The 18,722-nt window shown below is 72.5% G+C and carries 13 protein-coding genes, 1 tRNA gene and 11 pseudogenes; 15 read left to right on the forward strand and 10 right to left on the reverse strand.

Going from position 1 to position 18,722, the window contains the following annotated elements:
- Nucleotide 1 precedes the first annotated feature (1 nt).
- Nucleotides 2–541 (reverse strand): annotated as a pseudogene (locus FF86_RS43395) (Scr1 family TA system antitoxin-like transcriptional regulator); the annotation flags it as partial.
- 53 nt (nucleotides 542–594) lie between these two features.
- Nucleotides 595–753 carry a hypothetical protein gene (locus FF86_RS08310; protein ID WP_242418396.1) on the reverse strand — a complete coding sequence of 53 codons (159 nt, stop codon included), beginning with the start codon at nucleotides 751–753 and terminating at the stop codon, nucleotides 595–597.
- A gap of 1,644 nt (nucleotides 754–2,397) precedes the next feature.
- Here FF86_RS08310 and FF86_RS08320 point away from each other — a divergent pair.
- From FF86_RS08320 to FF86_RS43420, 6 genes and pseudogenes are all read left to right on the forward strand, one after another.
- Nucleotides 2,398–3,969, forward strand: a complete 1,572-nt coding sequence (locus tag FF86_RS08320) for a TldD/PmbA family protein (RefSeq protein ID WP_044883928.1) — start codon at nucleotides 2,398–2,400, stop codon at nucleotides 3,967–3,969.
- Nucleotides 3,966–4,748: pseudogene (locus FF86_RS43400) on the forward strand (DNA gyrase modulator); the annotation flags it as partial. The gene FF86_RS08320 and the pseudogene FF86_RS43400, both read left to right, overlap by 4 nt.
- A 10-nt stretch (nucleotides 4,749–4,758) precedes the next feature.
- Nucleotides 4,759–5,017, forward strand: a 259-nt coding sequence (locus tag FF86_RS43405) for a metallopeptidase TldD-related protein (RefSeq protein ID WP_242418417.1), incomplete at both ends; no start/stop codon positions are given.
- Nucleotide 5,018: 1 nt separating this feature from the next.
- Nucleotides 5,019–5,124 (forward strand): annotated as a pseudogene (locus FF86_RS43410) (hypothetical protein); the annotation flags it as partial.
- A 1-nt stretch (nucleotide 5,125) separates the two neighbouring features.
- A pseudogene (locus tag FF86_RS43415) lies at nucleotides 5,126–5,391 on the forward strand (metallopeptidase TldD-related protein); the annotation flags it as partial.
- 1 nt (nucleotide 5,392) lies between these two features.
- Nucleotides 5,393–5,498, forward strand: a pseudogene (locus FF86_RS43420) (hypothetical protein); the annotation flags it as partial.
- A gap of 30 nt (nucleotides 5,499–5,528) precedes the next feature.
- Here the strand turns inward: FF86_RS43420 and FF86_RS08330 are convergent.
- The 4 genes from FF86_RS08330 to FF86_RS43425 all read right to left on the reverse strand — a co-directional run bounded on the left by FF86_RS08330 (nucleotide 5,529) and on the right by FF86_RS43425 (nucleotide 8,319).
- Nucleotides 5,529–6,095: a bacterial proteasome activator family protein gene (locus FF86_RS08330; protein ID WP_044883929.1), complete on the reverse strand. Its 567-nt coding sequence runs from the start codon at nucleotides 6,093–6,095 to the stop codon at nucleotides 5,529–5,531.
- A 119-nt stretch (nucleotides 6,096–6,214) separates the two neighbouring features.
- Nucleotides 6,215–7,207 (reverse strand): NAD(P)H-quinone oxidoreductase, encoded by a 993-nt coding sequence (locus FF86_RS08335; protein ID WP_082121701.1) that lies wholly within the window; start codon nucleotides 7,205–7,207, stop codon nucleotides 6,215–6,217.
- 91 nt (nucleotides 7,208–7,298) lie between these two features.
- Nucleotides 7,299–7,946, reverse strand: coding sequence for a nitroreductase family protein (locus FF86_RS08340; RefSeq protein WP_044883931.1), 648 nt, complete (start codon nucleotides 7,944–7,946; stop codon nucleotides 7,299–7,301).
- Between the two features lie 40 nt (nucleotides 7,947–7,986).
- The gene (locus FF86_RS43425; protein ID WP_242418397.1) at nucleotides 7,987–8,319 is read right to left on the reverse strand and encodes a hypothetical protein; all 333 of its coding nucleotides are present in this window, start codon (nucleotides 8,317–8,319) and stop codon (nucleotides 7,987–7,989) included.
- 519 nt (nucleotides 8,320–8,838) lie between these two features.
- Here FF86_RS43425 and FF86_RS08350 point away from each other — a divergent pair.
- The 3 genes from FF86_RS08350 (at nucleotide 8,839) to FF86_RS08365 (ending at nucleotide 13,211) form a co-directional block, all read left to right on the forward strand.
- Nucleotides 8,839–10,101, forward strand: a complete 1,263-nt coding sequence (locus FF86_RS08350) for a SigE family RNA polymerase sigma factor (RefSeq protein ID WP_063870354.1) — start codon at nucleotides 8,839–8,841, stop codon at nucleotides 10,099–10,101.
- Nucleotides 10,102–11,751 (forward strand): hypothetical protein, encoded by a 1,650-nt coding sequence (locus tag FF86_RS08355; RefSeq protein WP_044883933.1) that lies wholly within the window; start codon nucleotides 10,102–10,104, stop codon nucleotides 11,749–11,751.
- Nucleotides 11,752–12,791: 1,040 nt separating this feature from the next.
- The gene (locus tag FF86_RS08365) at nucleotides 12,792–13,211 is read left to right on the forward strand and encodes a DUF3817 domain-containing protein (RefSeq protein WP_044883934.1); all 420 of its coding nucleotides are present in this window, start codon (nucleotides 12,792–12,794) and stop codon (nucleotides 13,209–13,211) included.
- A gap of 63 nt (nucleotides 13,212–13,274) precedes the next feature.
- Here the strand turns inward: FF86_RS08365 and FF86_RS08370 are convergent, their stop codons facing one another.
- Entirely contained in the window at nucleotides 13,275–13,880 is a 606-nt protein-coding gene (locus tag FF86_RS08370) for a hypothetical protein (protein ID WP_044883935.1), read from the reverse strand.
- Nucleotides 13,881–14,844: 964 nt separating this feature from the next.
- On the opposite strand from FF86_RS08370, the gene FF86_RS08375 reads away from it, so the two are divergent.
- Nucleotides 14,845–15,596, forward strand: a 752-nt coding sequence (locus tag FF86_RS08375) for a helix-turn-helix domain-containing protein (protein ID WP_396229813.1), incomplete at its 3' end; no start/stop codon positions are given.
- 1 nt (nucleotide 15,597) lies between these two features.
- Nucleotides 15,598–15,729: pseudogene (locus FF86_RS43430) on the forward strand (transcriptional regulator); the annotation flags it as partial.
- A gap of 111 nt (nucleotides 15,730–15,840) precedes the next feature.
- Here the strand turns inward: FF86_RS43430 and FF86_RS08380 are convergent.
- The 3 genes and pseudogenes from FF86_RS08380 to FF86_RS08390 all read right to left on the reverse strand — a co-directional run.
- Nucleotides 15,841–16,224, reverse strand: coding sequence for a nuclear transport factor 2 family protein (locus tag FF86_RS08380; protein WP_044883938.1), 384 nt, complete (start codon nucleotides 16,222–16,224; stop codon nucleotides 15,841–15,843).
- Nucleotides 16,225–16,597: 373 nt separating this feature from the next.
- Nucleotides 16,598–16,686 (reverse strand) — tRNA-Ser (locus FF86_RS08385).
- A 159-nt stretch (nucleotides 16,687–16,845) separates the two neighbouring features.
- Nucleotides 16,846–17,156 (reverse strand): annotated as a pseudogene (locus FF86_RS08390) (MarR family winged helix-turn-helix transcriptional regulator); the annotation flags it as partial.
- A 351-nt stretch (nucleotides 17,157–17,507) separates the two neighbouring features.
- On the opposite strand from FF86_RS08390, the pseudogene FF86_RS65670 reads away from it, so the two are divergent.
- The 4 pseudogenes from FF86_RS65670 to FF86_RS43460 form a co-directional block, all read left to right on the forward strand.
- Nucleotides 17,508–17,734: pseudogene (locus tag FF86_RS65670) on the forward strand (MFS transporter); the annotation flags it as partial.
- 1 nt (nucleotide 17,735) lies between these two features.
- Nucleotides 17,736–18,407 (forward strand): annotated as a pseudogene (locus tag FF86_RS43450) (MFS transporter); the annotation flags it as partial.
- Nucleotide 18,408: 1 nt separating this feature from the next.
- A pseudogene (locus FF86_RS43455) lies at nucleotides 18,409–18,586 on the forward strand (MFS transporter); the annotation flags it as partial.
- A 1-nt stretch (nucleotide 18,587) separates the two neighbouring features.
- Nucleotides 18,588–18,722: pseudogene (locus tag FF86_RS43460) on the forward strand (hypothetical protein); the annotation flags it as partial.

Consider the following 18,722-nt stretch of genomic DNA (forward strand, 5'->3'; position numbering starts at 1 on the left):
NCCTGATCCGCAGGCTGACCTTCTCCGCGGTCCGCTGGTACCACGCACCCTCGTCGCCGCCGATGGTGATGCGGTGATAACCGTTCACGACCCGGCGGGCGTATTCGCTGATCTGAATCAGCCCGGGCAGCAGGATCGGCTCGAACTCACGGATGAGGGTTGCCTCCCGCTCGGCGTCGAGGATCTCCTCCTGGTCGAGGCTGATGCCCTGCCGCCGGGTCTCCACCCCGGCGGCGGCGCGCCGACGCGGCGCCCGGCGGGCTGCGGTCGACTGCAGCCGCTCCGCGAGGTCCACGAGATGGCGGACGAGGTCGGGTGGGGCCTGCAGGGTCCGGGCGATCCGCTCGACATCGGCGGGGCTGGGCCGGAGCAGACCGTTCTCGATCTTGGAAATCGTGCTCTGGCTGATGCCGACGGACGACGCGAGCGCCTGGCCGGTCATCGCGCGGGAGTGGCGTAGCTGTGCGAGTTCGACCCCGAGGCGGGCCGGCGGCGTGTCGTCGGACGCAGTCGCCGCCGGGGGCGCACCCTCGCCCTCCATGATCACCTCCGAGGTAGGTCCGTCCCCACCGGCCACCACGGGCGCCCCGACGGCTACGCCTGCGCCGGCGCCGGCAGCCCGCGCGCGGCCGCCAGGAACACGCTGCGGGGGATGCGCACCAACGCCTCGCCGGGGGGCACCTCGCCCGTCGGGATCCGCTGGTCCACCACCGCGTATCCCTGGACGAAGATGTCCTCATCCTCATCGTTCACGTACACCGTGGGACAGTTCGCGCTGGCACACGACGCACTGGCCACCGGGACGAGCCGCATCGCTCCTACCTCTCTGCACCACTGCGCTTCATCCTAGGGATCACCCCCGAGTCAGGACATAGCACAGTAATAACGATCANATCTACGGCGGCGACACGAATATTCCGACCACTTGCGGCATATCGTCACTCAAGCGTGACGAGCTGACGCCGGGGGCCCTAACCGAACGTCACCGCTGCTCGGTGAATCCCATCTTCCAGTAGGCGCCGCNGCCACCTCAAGCAATTCCATCACTACAGAGAGTGGCGAAACGCGGTGACACAACGCCGTGCGGGACCACCGCAAATAGTACCGAAACGCGTGAACTAGCAGTTCCTTCGGGCTACCCGTTCACGGGGAGTGGGAACGGAACGTTAGGGCGATGACGACGACGACCCCGACTCGTCGACTACACCGAGTAGTGCTGCGAATATTTTGAGACTCCGTCGGGGAAGTCGGCTCCGGACGCGGACCGCGTCGAGTTCCGCCCGCCGACGCCAGGTGATGAAGACCGGACCCCGGGTTGCCCCCCGACGGTCCGGCGGCCGCGGGTACGCCCCTTCGGAGCACCGCAGGAAGGGGCCCACGTCCTTCGCCCCGACGCACTCCGGCGGAGCCGGAGGCGGGTCCCCTGCCCGGACGCACGCGAGCCGCAACGATTCTGGCTCGATCATGAATATTCAGAAATTCCCTTGAGATTCGGATCATCGTGCCGGATGATTCGGACTGGAGCATCCCGTCGGCCGACGGTCCCACGGCCCCGGGTCCTCCCCGGTGGCCTCCGGCCGCCGCTCCGGCAGTCTCCCCTCGTCGCCTCGACCGACACTTCGCCTCGACCGACACGGGGGTTCGACCGACACGGGGCCTGACCGACACGGGGGCCTGACCGACAGGAGGGAAGGCCGCATGTGCATCCCCAGCCGGCCCTGTGCGGCTCTCCTCGGCGCCCCGCGCACCTGGCCGCTGTTGCTGGGCTGGGCGATGGTCACGATCCTGATGGTGGTCGTCAAGGCCCTCGCGCACGCCCGGCACGGTCGTCGCGGCCGGGCTCGCGTCCCGCGGGCGGCCGGAACGCCGGGCACCCGGCGGGTTGCGCCGCCCGCGTGGTCNGCTGCTGACGTCCGGCGCTTCGACCCGGCCGCATTCGAGCCTCTCGCGGACCGGATGTCCTGCCTGCTGCGTGTCTTCCTCGCCGCCGCCGTCCCCAGGCCGGACCGACCCGCCCGACTCGACCTGCGCGCCCCCGCGACGACCTGGTTCGTCGACGCCTTCACCGCCGCCTCGGACCTGCTCGTCGGCCTGAGCCAGGCCGATCACCCCGAGACCCTGGCCGCCGCCGTTCGGGAGGCCGAACGGCGGTGGGAGCTGATCGACGCGTGGAGCCGCGAGACGGCCGAGTCCACGGGCGGTCCCCCGACGCCGCCGGGGCCGGCCGGATCCGGCCACCTCCGTCCGGACGATCCCGACTCCACCGATCACCTGCGGTAACCGAGGTGCGGCCACCGAGCCGCCCTCGGCCACGCGGTGTCGACGGTGGGCGCCCCCACGACACCGCCCACCCGGGTCGGCGCCCCATCGGTCGCCCGCGCGGGCCAGGATAGGGACATGGCGACACCCGTCCATCAGGACCCGGCCGCATCCGGCCTGCCGGCGCACGAGATCGACGCGGAGTTCCTCGCGCTGCCGCGTTCCACGCTCGCGGACGCGGCCCTGCAGACCGCACGCGATCTCGGCGCCACCCATGCCGACATCCGCATCGAACGGCTGCGGGACTCCTCACTGTCCTTCCGCGACGCCGCTCTGGAAAGCCGGCACGAGGGCGCCACCCTGGGCCTCGCGGTGCGGGTCGTGCACGCCGGAACCTGGGGTTTCGCGGCCGGCGTCGACCTCACCCCGGACGAGGCGGTCCGGCTGGCCCACGAGGCCGTCGAGATGGCGCGGGTGGCGGCCCCGCTGAACTCCGAGCCCGTCGAGCTCGCCCCGGAACCGGCGCACTCCGACGCGGTCTGGGTGTCGGCATACGCCGCCGACCCCTTCGCCATCGACGCGCGGGAGCGGATCGAGCGGGTCGGGGGGCTGTGTCGCACCCTGTTCGCCGCGAACGACGTCGACCACGTCGAGGGCCGGTTCGGCGCCGTGATGGAGAACAAGTACTACGCGGATCTGACCGGCACATCGACGACCCAGCAGCGGGTGCGGGTGCTCTGCCAGATCGAGGCGACGCGCGTCGACCCGGGCGGCGGGTTCGAGACCATGCGCACCATCGCCCCGCCCGTCGGCCGGGGCTGGGAGTGGATGGTGGCGGGACCCGCGGCGGGCTGCTGGGACTGGGATGGCGAGATCGCCCTCATCCCCGGGCTGCTGGCGGAGAAGGCCAAGGCGTCCTCGGTCGAACCCGGCCCGTACGACCTGGTGATCGACCCGTCGAACCTGTGGCTGACGATCCACGAGTCCGTCGGCCACGCCACCGAGCTCGACCGGGCGCTGGGCTACGAGGCGGCCTACGCCGGCACGTCGTTCGCCACCCTGGACCAGCTCGGCGCCCTGCGCTACGGCTCACCGGCGATGACGATCACCGGGGACCGCACGGCCCTGCACGGGCTGGCCACCATCGGCTACGACGACGAGGGCGTGCAGACCCGCCGGTTCGACATCGTGCGCGACGGCACCCTCGTCGGCTACCAGCTCGACCGGGCGATGGCGGCCCGCAACGCGAGCGTGCTCGGGGTGGAACGCTCCAACGGCTGCGCCTTCGCCGACTCCCCCGGCCACGTGCCGATCCAGCGGATGGCGAACGTGTCCCTGCTGCCCGCGCCCGGCGGCCCCTCGACCGAGGAACTGATCGGCCGGGTCGACCGTGGGATCTACATCGTCGGCGACAAGAGCTGGTCGATCGACATGCAGCGGTACAACTTCCAGTTCACCGGGCAGCGGTTCTACGAGATCCGTTCCGGGCGCATCGTCGGCCAGCTCCGCGACGTCGCCTACCAGGCGACGACGACGGACTTCTGGGGTTCGCTGGAGGCCGTGGGCGGCCCGCAGACGTACCTGCTCGGCGGCGCGTTCAACTGCGGCAAGGGGCAGCCCGGCCAGGTCGCGGCGGTCAGCCACGGCAGCCCGGCCGCACTGTTCCGCGGCGTCAACGTCCTCAACACGCGGCGGGAGGCCGGCCGATGAGCCAGGTGACCGGAGCGGACACCCCCCGGGCCGCACAGGCCGGACGGGCCGACCGGGCGGGCGCGGTGCCCGCGGCGGCCCACGAGATCGTCGAACGCGCCCTCGCGCTGTCCCGCGCGGACGGCTGCGTGGTGATCGCCACCGAGTCCAGCTCGGTGAACCTGCGCTGGGCCACCAACACCCTGACCACGAACGGGGCGAGCCGAGACCGGTCGATCACCGTCGTCAGCGTCGTCGGCCGCTCGTTCGGGGTGCGCACCGCCTCCACGATCGACACCCCGGCCGGCGGCGGGCGGGGCGCACGGCCTGGGGACCTGCCGCATCCCACCGACGCCGACGGCCTCGCCGAGCTCGTCCGCGCCGCCGAGGACGCCGCCCGCGAGGCGGCGGACGCCGAGGACTACGCCGACCTGCTCGGGCCCGCCACCGCCGGGCTGACCGGGGGCGCCGGGCCGGTCGCGGGCGGCGGCGCCTTCACCGACCCGGCGGCCCGCACCGGCACGGGGGTGTTCGCCGCCTTCGCCCGAGACCTCGCCGAGGCGTTCGGAGCCGCGCGGGCGCAGGGCCGGCGGCTGTTCGGCTTCGCCCAGCACGACGTGACCACCACCTGGCTGGGCACGTCCACCGGCCTGCGGCTGCGCCACAGCCAACCGACAGGCAGCGTCGAGTGGAACGCCAAGAGCGGCGTGCCAGGCGGCTCGGTGTGGCACGGGCAGTCCACCCACGACTTCAGCGACGTGGACGTGGCCGCGACGGACGCGGCGCTGCGCTCCCGGCTGNCCTGGTGCNAGCGGTCGGTGGAGCTGCCCGCGGGTCGCTACGAGACGCTGCTGCCCCCCTCCGCGGTCGCCGACCTGATGATCGACCTGTACTGGTCGGCCGCCGGCCGGGACGCCGCCGAGGGCCGCACGGTGTTCAGCCGGCCGGGCGGCGCAACCCGGATCGGCGAGGCGATCGGGCCAGCGGGGCTGCGGCTGTTCAGCGACCCCGCGGACCCGGAGCTGGCGACGACCCCGTTCGTCACCGCCGCGTCGTCGTCATCGATGTCNAGCGTGTTCGACAACGGGCTGGCGCTCGGAGCGACCGACTGGATCCGCGACGGCGCGCTCTCCGCGCTCGTGCAGACCCGCGCCTCGGCCCGCGCCACGCAGAGCCNGGTCACTCCGATCATCGACAACCTGGTTCTGGACGCGGGGGGCTCCGCGTCGCTCGAGGAGATGATCGCCTCGACTCGGCGCGGCCTGTTGCTGACCAGTCTGTGGTATATCCGCGAGGTCGATCCGGAGGTCCTGCTGCTGACCGGGCTGACCCGTGACGGCGTCTACCTCGTCGAGAACGGCGAGGTCACCGGGGCGGTGAACAACTTCCGGTTCAACGAGTCGCCCGTGGACCTGCTGGGCCGCACGGCGCAGATCGGCGCGGNCACCCGCACCATGGCCCGCGAGTGGGCGGACTGGTTCACGCTCACCCGGATGCCACCGATGCGGGTGCCGGACTTCAACATGAGCTCGGTCAGCCCGGCGAACTGACCGCCGGACCGCCCGCGGGCGCGGGCGCCATCACAGGTAGGCGCCGCGCCCGAACGTCTCACCGCCGGGCTGCTGTTGCTGCTGCCCGCTCGGCAGCGCCCGGCGGCGCATCTCGTCGAGCTGAGCCCGGGCCGCCATCTGCTGGGCGAACAGCGCCGTCTGCAGGCCATGGAACAGGCCCTCCAGCCAGCCGACGAGCTGCGCCTGAGCGATCCTGAGCTCGCCGTCCGACGGGGTGTGGCCCTCGTCGAAGGGCAGCGACAGCCGCTCCAGCTCGGCCCGCAACTCCGGGGCCAGCCCGTCGGAGAGCTCGCGGATCGAGCTGCGATGGATCTCCCGCAGCCGGACGCGACTGGCGTCGTCCAGCGGCGCGGCGCGCACCTCCTCCAACAACTGTTTGATCATCGTGCCGATGCGCATCACCTTGTCGGGCTGGGAGACCAGCTCGGCCACGGGGTTGTCGCCGGCCGGCTCCGCCTCCTGCCCGTCGGCCGAGGTCACCGACCTGGCCGGCCGGCCGAGCACCGTCTGCGGGCCGTCGTGCAGGGCCCCGTCGGGCCCGACAATCACGACGCGGGGTTCCGGTTGATCCGTCATGACCCCTATCCTGCCCCGTTCGGGCGCGCCACACGGCGCCGATGCGACGTCGGCCGCCCGGCCGTGACCCGGCCGTGACCCGGCCGCGGGCAGCGACAACCGGCCGCGGTCCGCCACCGTCAGCGCGGAATGGTGAGGATCACCTTGCCGACATGTCCAAGATCGGCCACATGCCGATGCGCCGCCACCACTTCGGTGATCGGGAGCACCCGGTCGATCACCGGTCTGATCGCGCCGCGTTCGATCGCCGGCCAGAACTCGGCGCGGACCCCGGCGATGATCTCGGCCTTCTCCGCCGCCGGCCGGGCACGCAGCGACGCGGCATGCACCGCCGCCCGCTTGGTGAGCAGAGCCCCGAGATTGAGCTCGCCCTTCACCCCGCCCTGCAGGCCGATGACGACCAGCCGCCCGCCGACGGCGAGCAGCGACACGTTGCGCGGCAGGTAGGCCGCGCCCATGTTGTCGAGGATGACATCCGCCCCGTGGCCCTCGGTGGCCTTGCGGATCACCTCGACGAAGTCGGAGTCCCGGTAGGACACGGCCACGTCCGCGCCGAGCTCCCGGACCCGGGCCAGCTTCGCCGCGGAGCCGGCGGTGGTGGCGATGACCGCCTCCGGCCGCAGCGCGCGGACCGCCTGGATCGCAAACGTGCCGATCCCCGACGCGCCACCGTGCACGCAGAAGACCTCACGGTCGCGCAGGTCGGCGATGCCGAACACGGTCGAGTAGACGGTGGCCGCGACCTCGGGCAGGCCGGCGGCCTCGACGAGGTCGACACCCGCCGGGATCGGCAGGAGCTGGCCGGCCGGCACGTTCACCCTGCTCGCGTACCCGCCGCCGCCGAGCAGGGCACACACCTCGGCGCCGATCTCGAACCCGGACACCTCGGGCCCGACCGCGGCCACCCGGCCGGAGCACTCCATCCCGATGATCTCGGACTCACCGGGCGGCGGCGGGTAGAAACCCTGCCGTTGCAGCAGGTCCGCCCGGTTGACGGCGGTCGCGACCACGTCGAGGGTCACCTCGCCCGGCCCGGGGTCGGGCGGGTCGGCCACGCTGGACCAGGACATGACTTCGGGCCCGCCAGGGGCCGACACCGTCACCGCATGCACCCCCCACACGCTACGACGCCGCCGGCGGCCGGGAGTTCGCGGACCCGGGAGTCCGCGGACCCCGCAACGGCGACGTGGGCGCCGAGGGCGGCTACCAGCGGTCGTGGTGCAGGACGCTCGCCAGCGGCTCCCGTGCCGCGGGCCGGAAATCCGTGCCGACGGTGTAGGCGACGGGCAGCAGCACGCCCTGGCTCACGTCCGGCGGGATGCCGAGCAGCTTCGCCACCTCGTCGGCGTAGCGCAGGTGCAGCGTCGTCCAGGCGCTGCCGAGACCGCGGGACCGCAGGGCGAGCATGAAGCTCCACGCGGCCGGCAGCAGCGACCCCCAGAAGCCCGCCTGCAGCTCCCCCGGGATCTGCCTCGCGTCCCCCTCCAGGCAGCCGATGACGTGCACGGGAACCCGGTGCAGGTTCTCGGCGAGGTACCGGGCGGAGTCGCTGACCCGCTGCTGGACGGCGAGCCGCTCGCCCTCGAGCGAGTCCTGGACCGGCCCGGCGCCGGCGTCGAGATAGGCGATCGCGGCGCGCTGGTAGTACTCGGCGATGCCGGCGCGCAGCTCCGGGTCGGTCACCACGATCCAGTGCCAGCCCTGCCGGTTGGAACCGCTGGGCGCCTGCAGGGCGATCCGCAGGCACTCCTCGATGACCTCCGGTTCGACCGGGCGGTCGAGATCGAGCCGCCTGCGCACGCTGCGGGTCGTCGTCAGCACCTCGTCGGGGGTGAGGTCGAGCAGGGTCACGATGAGCTCCTTCGTGGCCNCATCCCGCGCGGGTCCCGGATCAGACCGGTTCGGGCTCGGGTTCGGGTGAGTCCGGCGCCGGCTCGGTGTACGGCGAGGGTTCGTGCGGCGCCGGCGGCAGATCCGGCGTATCGGGCAGCAGCGGGCCCGGGTCGTCCGGAATCGGGGCGTCCGGGTCGAGCGGCGGGGGCGAGTCCGGACGGTGCGGACGGACCCCGGCGGACACCACCCTCGGGCACGCCGGCGTGGTCCACATCGCCCTGGTCCACGGGGCGGTCCCCGTCGGGATGGTCCTCGTCAGAACGGTCCCCGGCGGGATGGTCGACGGCGGGATGGTCCCCGGCGGGATGGTCGAGGTGAGCTGGCTGGACATAGGACCCGCCGTACCCGGTGGTCGGAGCCGCGGAAACATCGTCCCAGCATCGCACGGCCACCGGCCCGCCTATCCGAAGCCTCGCGACCCGTCCCGAACAGGAAGGTCAACCCCGCCAGATCTCCACACGGTCAACAAAAACATCGTATGAACAACGGACGCAATCCCATGACACGCCCGACCAAACAACAAAAACAGCCGACCCACAATGGGCCTTCATTCGGGTGGCGCGTGGGCGCCGAGAAGGTTCGCCGACGGGCCTATCCGACCCCCAACCCAGATGGCGCGTGGGTCACAGCGGAGACGGCGGTCCACACGAGGTGCGGCGCCCGTATCGCCGTATTAACGGTACAGGAACTGATCAGCACTCAAGTGCCACGACAGACAGCAGATCCAGTCGCTACCGTCATATGCGCATCACCCTGAACTCTTGGTTCTCTGCAACCAGTCACAGATGACCACAGCATCGACTGTCTGGCCGGCACCGGGGACGCGCCGGCCAGGACGGGCCCGGGGAGCGTGCCAGTGGAAGCGGTCGCGGCCGACGACGAGCACGAACATCCCCACAGACAGGCGGAGTTCCACGCGTTCTTCGAGAGCCATCATCGCGCGCTGAGCCGCTTCGCGTATCTGTTGACCGGCGACCATGACGCGGCCGACGACCTCACCGCGGAAGCGCTCACCGCAGCCTGGTCGAGCTGGGATCGGGTCCGTTCGGCCGAGCTCCCGCTGGCCTACGTCCGGCGCATCGTCGCCAACCTGGCGGCGGACCGGGTTCGCAAGGTCGTGCGCGAGCGGCGCGGGCTGGCCGTGCTCGGGCAGCGCGCCGAGCGATCCGCCCCGGTGCCGGACGTGCCGGCGGTGGTCGATCTGCGCACCGCCCTGATGAGCCTGCCATCGGGCAAGCGGGCCTGCGTCGTGCTCCGCTACGCCTTCGACCTGTCGGAAGGGGAGACGGCCCGGACACTGGGCATCTCCGTCGGGACGGTGAAAAGCCAGACGGCCAAGGGAGTCGCCGAGCTCGAGCGAATCCTTAAGAGAGCCGAACCGCCGCCGACCGCGACGACCCAGGAGGAGGTGACCCCCCGCATGGCGCCCGAGCACCCCGAAACGCCCCAGGGCGGCACGTCCCGGCCGGGCACGTCCCGGATGAACGGTGCGCGCTCCGGCTCGGGCGACTCCCCCGGGGGGCGCGGCGCCGGCCAGTCCGACGAACCCGCCGGGCCCGACCGGTCCGCCTTCGCGCCGCCGCGCGGGACCGAGCCGACACCGGGGACCGGCCTGACACGGGGGACCGGCCTGACAGCAGCGCCCGACCTGGCACCAGGGGCCGGACCGACTCCTGGATCCGGTCGGCACCCCCACGGCGAGCCGTTCCCGGAGACGGGACGGCTGCCCGGTCCGGTGCCTCTGGCCCGGCGCGAACCACTGCGGCGCGAACCCGTCCCCTGGCGCGGATCCGCCTCCGGGCGCCAACCACTGTCCCGGCACGAACGCGTTCCCGGTCCCGAACGCGTTCCCGGTCCCGAACGCGTTCCCGGTCCCGAACGCGTTCCCGGTCCCGAACGCGTTCCCGGTCCCGAACGCCTTTCCCCGACCGAACGCATGCCGCAGGCCGAACGCATGCCCCCGACCGAACACGTGGCCCGACTCGACGAACCGGGCTGGCTCGAGCGACCTCGCGGGGCGGGTTCACCGACCTGGCCCGAGTCGCTGCCCTGGTCGCGACTGGCCTGGCCGGAACGACTGGCCTGGCCGGTGTGGCGGGTCGGCGAGGCGTAGATGACATCGAGCACGTCGGGGTTCCAGGAGCCCGACCATGAACCACCAGCCGGGCCGGGCCGGATGAGCGGCGCCGGCACGCCGTTCCACGAGGAGCTGCGCGGCATGCTGGGCACCGAGATGGCCCGGCACCAGCCCGACTCCGACCGGATCCGGCGCCGGCTCGCGGCAGCCGTCGGGCAGCCGCTGGGCGGGCCGTCCCTTCCCCCGCTGCGTCAGCCGGGGTCCGTCTCCCCCTTCACCGCCCGGGCGGCCGCCAGCGCCCAGGACCGCCCGGACGCCGCCGCGGGGTCGACGACGGATCCCCACGCAGGCCCGCAGGGCGCCACGCCGATCGTCGTCGGTACGGGCTTCCCCACCTACGACGAAGCCGCTCCCTACGGCGAAGCCGCCGCCTACGGTGAAGCCGCCGCCTCCGGTGAAGCCCGCGCGGAATCCGGGCTGTACGCCGAGGCCGAGCCGTACACGGACGCCGAGATGGCCGCACCGGACGGCCTCGGCACGCTGATCGACCTGACCGGTCCGCTCGACCTCGGCGAGCCCGCCGAGGAGACGGACCGCCTCGGCACGACGTCGCCCCTGCGGCTGGAGGCCCTCCACGGCACGCCGCGCAGGCGCCCGTCCGCGGTGCTGCCGCGGCGGGGCCGTCGCCCGCGACGCACCCGGCCCGGAAGCGGTGCGCCGGGGCGGGCGGCCCGGCGCCGCACCCAGGCGCTCGTCGGCGCGGCCGTCACCGTGCTGAGCCTGGCCCTGATCGCGCTGGTCGCCCTGCTTGACCTGCCGGGCTCCGATTCGTCCAACCCCCCGACCACCACTGTGACCGCGCAACCCCACCCGACGGAGACACCGTGGGCGACCGCGGGCGCCACGCGGGCACCGTCCCGCCCGCCCGCCGCGCATTCCCCCTCGCCCCCGGACCCCTCGGCCGGCGTCCCGCAGGGACAGGCCAGTCCGGCGGGCAGCACGGCGGCCGTGGGAGCGGCCGAGCCGGCGGGCGCCGCGAGGCCGTCGAGCGGGGCGTCCACGCAGCCGTTGACGAGGGGCACCAGACCCGATCCGGCCGCACCGGCCGAGGCCGGCACCGGCGCGGCCGGCACCGGCCAGGCACCCACCACCGGCCTGGCACCGTCCGCCACCGGCATCTACACCAGCTCCGTCGCGCCGTTCCCGGCCGGATCGCGCGTCCAGATCCCCGGCGGCGAGGCCGCGGACTGGGCACTGTTCGGCGAGGGATGGGGCGGAGTGCAGAACCGGGCGGCGCTGCCGGTCCCGCTGCTCAGCGCGAGCGTGGTGGGCGTCCCGACGACATCGCCATCGGGCTTCGACTGGAGCGGCGGGATGCCGACGGCCAGCGGCACCGACGACACCGACCGGCTGGCGGTCCAGGGCACGGCCGTGCTGTCGACCTTCGTCGTGCAGGCCCGCACCCTGGATCTCTACCTCGGGTCGTCGTCGGGACGGGTCGAGATCACCGTGTCCTCGCTGCGGGACAGGCGGACCTTCACCGTCACGCTGCCGTCGACGTTGGCCGACGGTTCGGCGGACGCCCGGGTGAGCGTGTCGCTGCCGGCGAACATCGGGGCCGCCACCGTGTCGATCTCCAGCGGAAGCTCCGACGGCTGGACGCTCGCGGCCGCCGTGCTGCGGTGACGAAGCGGTGACGAAGCGGTGCCTGTGCGATCCGGGGCGACGCCGTCGCAACAACGTGTCTAGCCCTTTCGGGTCATCCGGCGGGGATCGCGAAAAACTTTAAAAATCTTGCCCTCCGCGGCAACCAAACGACACCTCCCGGACGACTGACCATGTGAACGCCACACCGGCCCCCGCGCCAGGAGGTCCGGTCGGCGTTTCGGCCCGTTCGTCCGGCTAACCCCCCCCAGCCGACCGAACGGGCCGTCGAGCGGTACCGGGGCTGGCCGGTCAGGCCAAGGCCGGCCAGCCCCCTCACCACCGCCACGTTCGCCCGCTCCGGGCATCCAGCACGCCAGGCATCCAGCACGCCAGGCATCCAGCGCCCCGGGCACTCAGCACTCCGGGCATCCAGCCACCGTCGCGGCCGCCGCGCCCCAGGGCCCGGCCGGGCTCCGACACCCGGCCCGGCAAGCGCACCCGTCTCCCCGCCGTTCGCCCGACCGAGTCATCGACGGTGTGAGCCTGGTCGCTGGCACCTGGCCCGCGACCTACGCGGATCGGACTCGGAGAGGTAGCGTCGACAGCGTGCGCCGGCTGTTGTTTGCACCCTCGTGGATCGCGCGTCATCTCCTCGCGCTCGCTATGGTCGCGCTGTTCATCCGCATGGGGATATGGCAGCTCACCAAGGGCGAGTCGGCGCAGGGCTCGTTGCAGAACCTCTTCTACGGAGTCGAGTGGCCGATCTTCGCCGCCTTCGTCGTGTACTGGTGGTACAAGATGATCAAGGAAGAGCTGGNGCCCCAGGACGAGAGCGGTCCCCAGTGGGGCGCGGGCGGGCGGATCGCACCCGAGGCGCCCTGGCGGCCGGAGCTGGACGGTCCCCGGATGTTGACCGCCGCGTCGGACTCGCCCGAGGAGGACGACGAGGTCGACGCCTACAACCGCTACCTCACCTCGCTGTACGAGCGCGACGTGCTGCGCGAGGCCCTGAAGCAGATCGACCCGAAACAGATCGACTCGAAGCAGATCAACGCGAAACAGATCAACGGAGCCCGCTGATGACCCCCGCCCCCTCCCGCACCGCCGGGGGACGTTCCGCCACGCCGGCGGTCCGAGCCGCCCTGCTGCGGTACCGCGTGATCGCCTACGTCGTCGGCGTCGGCCTGATCCTGCTGGTCTGCGTCGGCGTGCCGTTGAAGTACGCCGGCGGCAACGACACCGTCGTCGCGGCGATCGGCCCGATCCACGGCGTGTTGTACATGGTGTACCTCGCCTGCGCGTACGACCTGGCAAGCCGTTGCCGGCTGCCGCTGCGGCAGACGATCCTGGTCATGCTCGCGGGCACGATCCCGTTCCTGTCGTTCGTCGCCGAGCGCCGGGTCAGCGCCCTGATCCGCCGCAAGCACCTCGCGGCACCGGCCGGCACCAGGCCCGCCCGCCCCGCCGCCGGCGAGACGGCTGAGGCCCCCGCCCGCTGACCAGACCGCCCTCCGCTCGGCCGGGCCGGAGCGGCCTGCGGCGTTCCAGCCGGCCGGTGACCGTCACGGGCGGCCGGCCGGGGCCAGCCCCGCAGCCTCCGCACCGGTGCGCTGGCGAACCGCGGCGAGCGCGGGGCGGTGTCGCCCGGCGGCCACGGTAACCGTGACGACCTCGCCCGACCCGAGCCGCCGCAGCCGGGCCGGGCGGGACGGCCCGCCACCGCCGACGGACAGCACCTGTTCGGTCTCGGTGCCGAAGGCGAACAACCGTCCGTCCGACCAGGTGACCAGCTCGGTACGGGCGCCCGACGGCCGGGCGAGGACCAGGCGGGCCCGCGCCGGTTCCCAGACGACGGCGACCGTGCCCGCGGAGCTCAGCAGGGCCCACCGACCGCCGCTGCGGTAGGCGGCGGCCGACGCCCGCGCCGAGCGGCGGGCGCCCGTGGCCCGCGGCGAGGGGTCGGCGATCACCACGAGCCCGGCGTCGTCGACGGCGATCGGCGGAGTCTGGTCCGCGTCCGGATCCGCCGCGCTCACCGCCCCGAATGCCCCGTCGGTGTGCACCCCGCGCGCTGCCGGCAGCCCGGCGGCGGAGGAGGCCAGCATCGTGGTGAGCACCGCCCGCCGCACGTCGGCCCCGTCCAACCGGACCAGCCCGCAGACCGTCATCGGCTCCTCCGTCCTCCCGCCCCGCCCGACCGCCCCGCCCGACCGCGCCGCCTGGACCGCGCCGCCTGGACCGCCCCCTTCGGGGCACACGGCACGCACGCGACCGCGGCGGCCGGCCGCCCTGGCGGGCTCGCGCGCCACGACCGGGCGCACGCGACGCCGCAGGCGGCCACGGGTGCTCCCGCGCCGGAACGTAGCAGTTTCGTGACCGCGCCACCGGCCCGTTGACCGCAATCGCAGGCGGAGTCGGGAAACAGGCGGCCGACGGAGTTTCGGCCGACGGGCGGAAAACTCCGGACCCGTCCGACGCCCGGGCCAATGGCGCCGGTCAGGCGGCTCCGACGCCGGACTGCTCGGGTTCCCGCTTCATCCGCCGGGCGGCGATGACCGGATGGGCCGGGCATTCGACCAGGTGGTCGTCGAAGCCCTGCACGCTCGGCCAGGACTGATGGCATGAACCGCAATGGGTCGTGGCCGGATCGGTCCACCGCGTGTCGCAGCCGGCACAACTGGCCGTAACCGCGATATGCGCGCCGGCCTCGGGCTGCCGGCGACGGGGCACCTGGATCGGCAGCGTCGGTTGCCGGCCGGGCTGATCCGGATCGGAGTGAAGGGTCACGGAAATCGCGCGGGGACGCCGGGGCGAGGAGACGGCGGCCGGGATCGCGCGAGGGGATGTCGACCGACGGGGAGGCACCCGGCCATCCTGTCGCAGACCTGCACAAGCGTCACGCAACCGGCCGTCGAGTCTTCAGGGTGTTNGTCCAGTGCCAACGCTCCGGAGACGGTCAGGTCGGGGCGATCCCACCTACTCCGGGCATCTCGCGCAACCTTTCGGGCCACTCAGGGCAGGCGCCCGTGGCGGACATCATCGAACGCGAAAATCACAATGCGGAGACACTTGGTCATGGCGTGGCGAACGACAGCACGACCGGCCCCGGCCAGACTGGCTACGGTTGCACGCATGAGGACCCCCTCGGCGGGACCTGGCCCGGCCGACCCGGCGCCCGGGGGTGCCCGGATGGGCGTGGGCGCGCTGCTGCGGCAGTGGCGAGAACGACGCCAAGTCAGTCAACTCGAACTAGCACTTCGGGCGGATAGCTCCACCCGGCACATCAGTTTCGTGGAGACCGGCCGGGCCACGCCGAGCCGGGCGATGGTCCTGCGACTCGCCGAACATCTCGACGTCCCGGTGCGGGACCGCAACACGCTGCTGATCGCCGCCGGCTATGCTCCGGCCTACCCGGAGACGCCGCTGCACGACCCGGCGATGACGGCCGTGCGCGCCGGGTTGGAGCAGTTGCTCACCGCCTATGAGCCGAACCCGACGCTGGTGCTCGACGGGCACTATGACGTTGCACTGACCAACCGCGCGGCGCTGGCTCTGCTCGCCGGCGTACCGGCGGACCTGCTGCGCCCACCACTGAACGCGATGCGCCTCACCCTGCATCCGCGGGGGCTCGCGCCGCGGATCGTGAATCTGGCGGAATGGCGGTCACACCTGCTGGAGAGAATGCGACGGAACATGATTCTGCGTGGTTCGTCGGCACTGCGCGCGCTCCACGACGAGGTGTCCGCCTATCCCGTTCCCGACCGCCCGGCCTTTGAAGATCCGGGCACGGACACAGGCACCGGACCGGCGAATCCCGCGGCGGCCGACGGGGCGCCTCCGGCGCTCGCGCTACCGATGCGGATCGTCGTCGAGGGTCATCTGCTNACGCTCATCTCCACGATGACGACGTTCAACACCCCGCTGGACGTGACCGTCTCCGAGCTGGCGGTCGAGACGTTCCTGCCCGCCGACCCGGAGACGGCCAAAGCCCTTGTGGCCCTCACCGAGGGGCGGTGAACCGGCCGGCATGCATACCCGGCGGGCATGAATACCCGGCCGGGCCGCCCGACGGGCCGTCTCCCCCGCTCGCTATGCCGCCCGCCTGCGCTTGTCCCGCGCGGCCGTGGGCTATCCCACCCCGGCGGGCACGCGGTCCAGGAAGCCGCTGACGGCGCGGATCCGCCCGTCCTCGGCGAGGGTGAGCACGTCGAACCCGGCGACGGGCGCCGAGCCGTCGGCCGGCGACACCAGCTCCCACCCGAACCGCACGACGTCGTGGTGGCCGTCGGCCGTCCCGACCGGGCGGAAGGTGAAGCCCGGGAACTGCCGGTGCACCCCGGCGATCAGCTCGGCGATCCGGTCGCGGCCGACGACCTCGGCCGTGGGGTCGGTGTAGCCGCCGTCGGGCGTCCACGCCGCGCTGACCGCCGCCGCGATCCGGTCCGGCTCGGTCGCGTTCCACGCGGCGAAGTAACGTTCGACGGCCTCGGTATGCACGGTCACAGCACTCATCTCCCTGCGTTCGTCCCGGCGGGTTCGCGCCCTCCGGCGTCGGCCGTTTCCGACCGGACCAGAGTCGCCGCCGGCTGCGGCCCCGTCGATTACCGGCGGGGNAATGCAGCGAGGGAACGCCAGGAGCTGACGTCAGGAGCTGACTGCGGGCATGGACGTTGGCTCGCCCGGCGCCGCTGCACGCCGAGCACTCGGTCCCCGGGCCCGTCCGCGCCGACGCTTCATGCTCGAGACACAGGTGCGGCACAGCCGGCCGGATTTGGCCGAAGTCAGTCGGAGTCAGTCGGAGTCAGCTGGAGCGGTGGTAGATCATGCCGGCACGGCCGATACCGGCTCTGGCCTGCGGAATCCAGCACGGAATTCGCGTGGTGAGCGGAGGGCGTGGGATTCGAACCCACGATGAGGATCACTCCCCATAGCGGTTTTCAAGACCGCCGCCATCGGCCTCTAGGCGAGCCCTCCCACCTGGCGTTACGCCAGACAAGCGAGTTCATCCTACAAGATCCNATCATCGCCCGGTCGCCGCCGCGACGCGACGGGCGGGCGGCTACCGGTCCGAGACGCGGGTGGGACGGGGCCAGGGATAGCCGTTCTCGCGCTCGCAGGTGATGTTGAAGCGGNCGAGCAGGTCGGCAAGGCATCGCCGGTCCTCGGCGGACCAGTCTCCGAGGACCTGGCCCAGCCCTCGCAGGACCACGTCGCGGTCGGCATGCAGGCGCGCCAGCCCCTGCGGCGTGACCGCCAGCTTGCGGGCCATCCCACCGTCGGGATCGGGGATACGCTCGACCAGGTCGGCGTGAAGCATCGCCGCGGCCTGCCGGTTGACGGTGGAGACGTCGAGGGCGAAGGCGTCGGCGAGCTGCCCGATGGTCATCGGCCCCTCCGCCTCGATCCGGCTCAGCAGTAAGTACGCCGAGCGGTCGAGGGTTCGGNCGTGTTGCTTGTGGCTGGACGTGGGCAGGATGTGATGGCGGGCGAGCAGCAACAGCTCTCGCTCGATCTCCTGCAGGTCCTCGAGCACGCTCGCCTCCGCCGCGCATCCGGGCACCTATGCCCTCGTCTGACCGTGACCTTTATCCCAGACTATGCGCAGCACCGGCGTCTGTGCACGGCACACATAGCATGTACGGTGCACATCAACGATCGTCCGTGGCAACCGAAACGATCTCGCAAACTCTCCTTGCAAGCGACATGGTCGTGCCGCACCCGCGGTCACTCGCGGTCCGCGCGCAGACGGTCACCTTNCGTCGGTGTTCCTCGCCGTCATCCACCCGGAGGCTCCCATGGCACAGGCGTCCGCCGACCCGACCAGTCGGCAGGAGGGCGCGCCCGCGCCCGGGCTGATGATCGGGGCCCTGGCCACAGCCGGGGTCGTGGTCTCGGTCATGCACACCCTCGTGGTGCCGCTCATCTCGGACCTTCCCGAGCTGCTGCACTCCTCCGCCTCGAACACGGCCTGGGTGGTGACCGCGACCCTGCTCGGCGCCGCGGTCTCGACGCCGATCGTGGGNCGCCTCGGCGACATGTACGGCAAGAAGCGGATGATGATGGTCAGCCTCGTGGTGCTGATCATCGGCTCGGTCGTCTGCGCGCTGAGCACCGCTCTGCTACCGATGGTCGCCGGGCGCGCGCTGCAGGGTCTGGCCACGGGTCTGATCCCGCTGGGGATCAGCGTGATGCGCGACGAGCTCCCGCCCGAGAAGCTCGGCTCGGCGCTCGGGCTGATGAGCTCCTCGCTGGGCATCGGCGGCGCCCTCGGCGTCCCGCTGTCGGCGATCATCGCCCAGCAGGTGAACTGGCACGTGCTGTTCTGGGGGGCTGCCGGGCTCGCCGTGCTGGTGCTGCTGGTCATCTGGAAGGTGATCCCCGAGTCGCCGGTGGGCGACAAGACCCACGGCCGCTTCGACTTCGTCGGCGCCCTCGGGATGTCCGCCGGCGTGCTGTGCCTGCTGCTCGTCATCTCCAAGGGCAGCGACTGGGGCTGGACCAAGAGCACCACGCTGGGGCTCGGCGTCGCCGCCGTCGTGATCCTGCTCGCCTGGGGCTTCTGGGAGCTGCGCACCCCGAGCCCGCTGGTCGACCTGCGGATCAGCGCCCGCCGTCAGGTCCTGATGACCAACCTGACCTCGGTCATCATCGGATTCGCGATGTACGGCATGTCCCTGATCATCCCGCAGCTCCTGNAGGCCCCCAAGGGCACGGGTTACGGATTCGGCCAGTCGATGATCGTCGCGGGACTGTGCTTCGCGCCGTTCGGCCTCGTGATGATGCTGGCCTCCCCGGTCACCGCCCGGCTGTCCGCGGCCTTCGGATCCAAGGTCACCCTGATGCTGGGCGCGCTGACCATCTCGATCGGCTACGGNCTGGGCCTGGTGCTCATGAACGAGGTCTGGGAGATCATCTTCCTGGCCTGCATCATCGGCCTCGGGGTCGCTCTGGCCTACGCGTCGATGCCCGCCCTGATCATGGCCGCGGTGCCGCCGACCGAGACCGCCGCC

Origin of the sequence: Frankia sp. CpI1-P (assembly GCF_001421075.1) — a bacterium.
Taxonomy (GTDB): domain Bacteria; phylum Actinomycetota; class Actinomycetes; order Frankiales; family Frankiaceae; genus Frankia; species Frankia torreyi.

Bases quoted from the DNA above. Each gene is read 5' to 3' on its own strand.
- FF86_RS08320 (WP_044883928.1), top strand. From the start codon at position 2,398: ATGGCGACACCCGTCCATCAGGACCCGGCCGCATCCGGCCTGCCGGCG.
- FF86_RS08330 (WP_044883929.1), bottom strand. From the start codon at position 6,095: ATGACGGATCAACCGGAACCCCGCGTCGTGATTGTCGGGCCCGACGGG.
- FF86_RS43425 (WP_242418397.1), bottom strand. From the start codon at position 8,319: ATGTCCAGCCAGCTCACCTCGACCATCCCGCCGGGGACCATCCCGCCG.
- FF86_RS08355 (WP_044883933.1), top strand. From the start codon at position 10,102: ATGACATCGAGCACGTCGGGGTTCCAGGAGCCCGACCATGAACCACCA.
- FF86_RS08365 (WP_044883934.1), top strand. From the start codon at position 12,792: ATGACCCCCGCCCCCTCCCGCACCGCCGGGGGACGTTCCGCCACGCCG.
- FF86_RS08370 (WP_044883935.1), bottom strand. From the start codon at position 13,880: ATGACGGTCTGCGGGCTGGTCCGGTTGGACGGGGCCGACGTGCGGCGG.
- FF86_RS08380 (WP_044883938.1), bottom strand. From the start codon at position 16,224: ATGAGTGCTGTGACCGTGCATACCGAGGCCGTCGAACGTTACTTCGCC.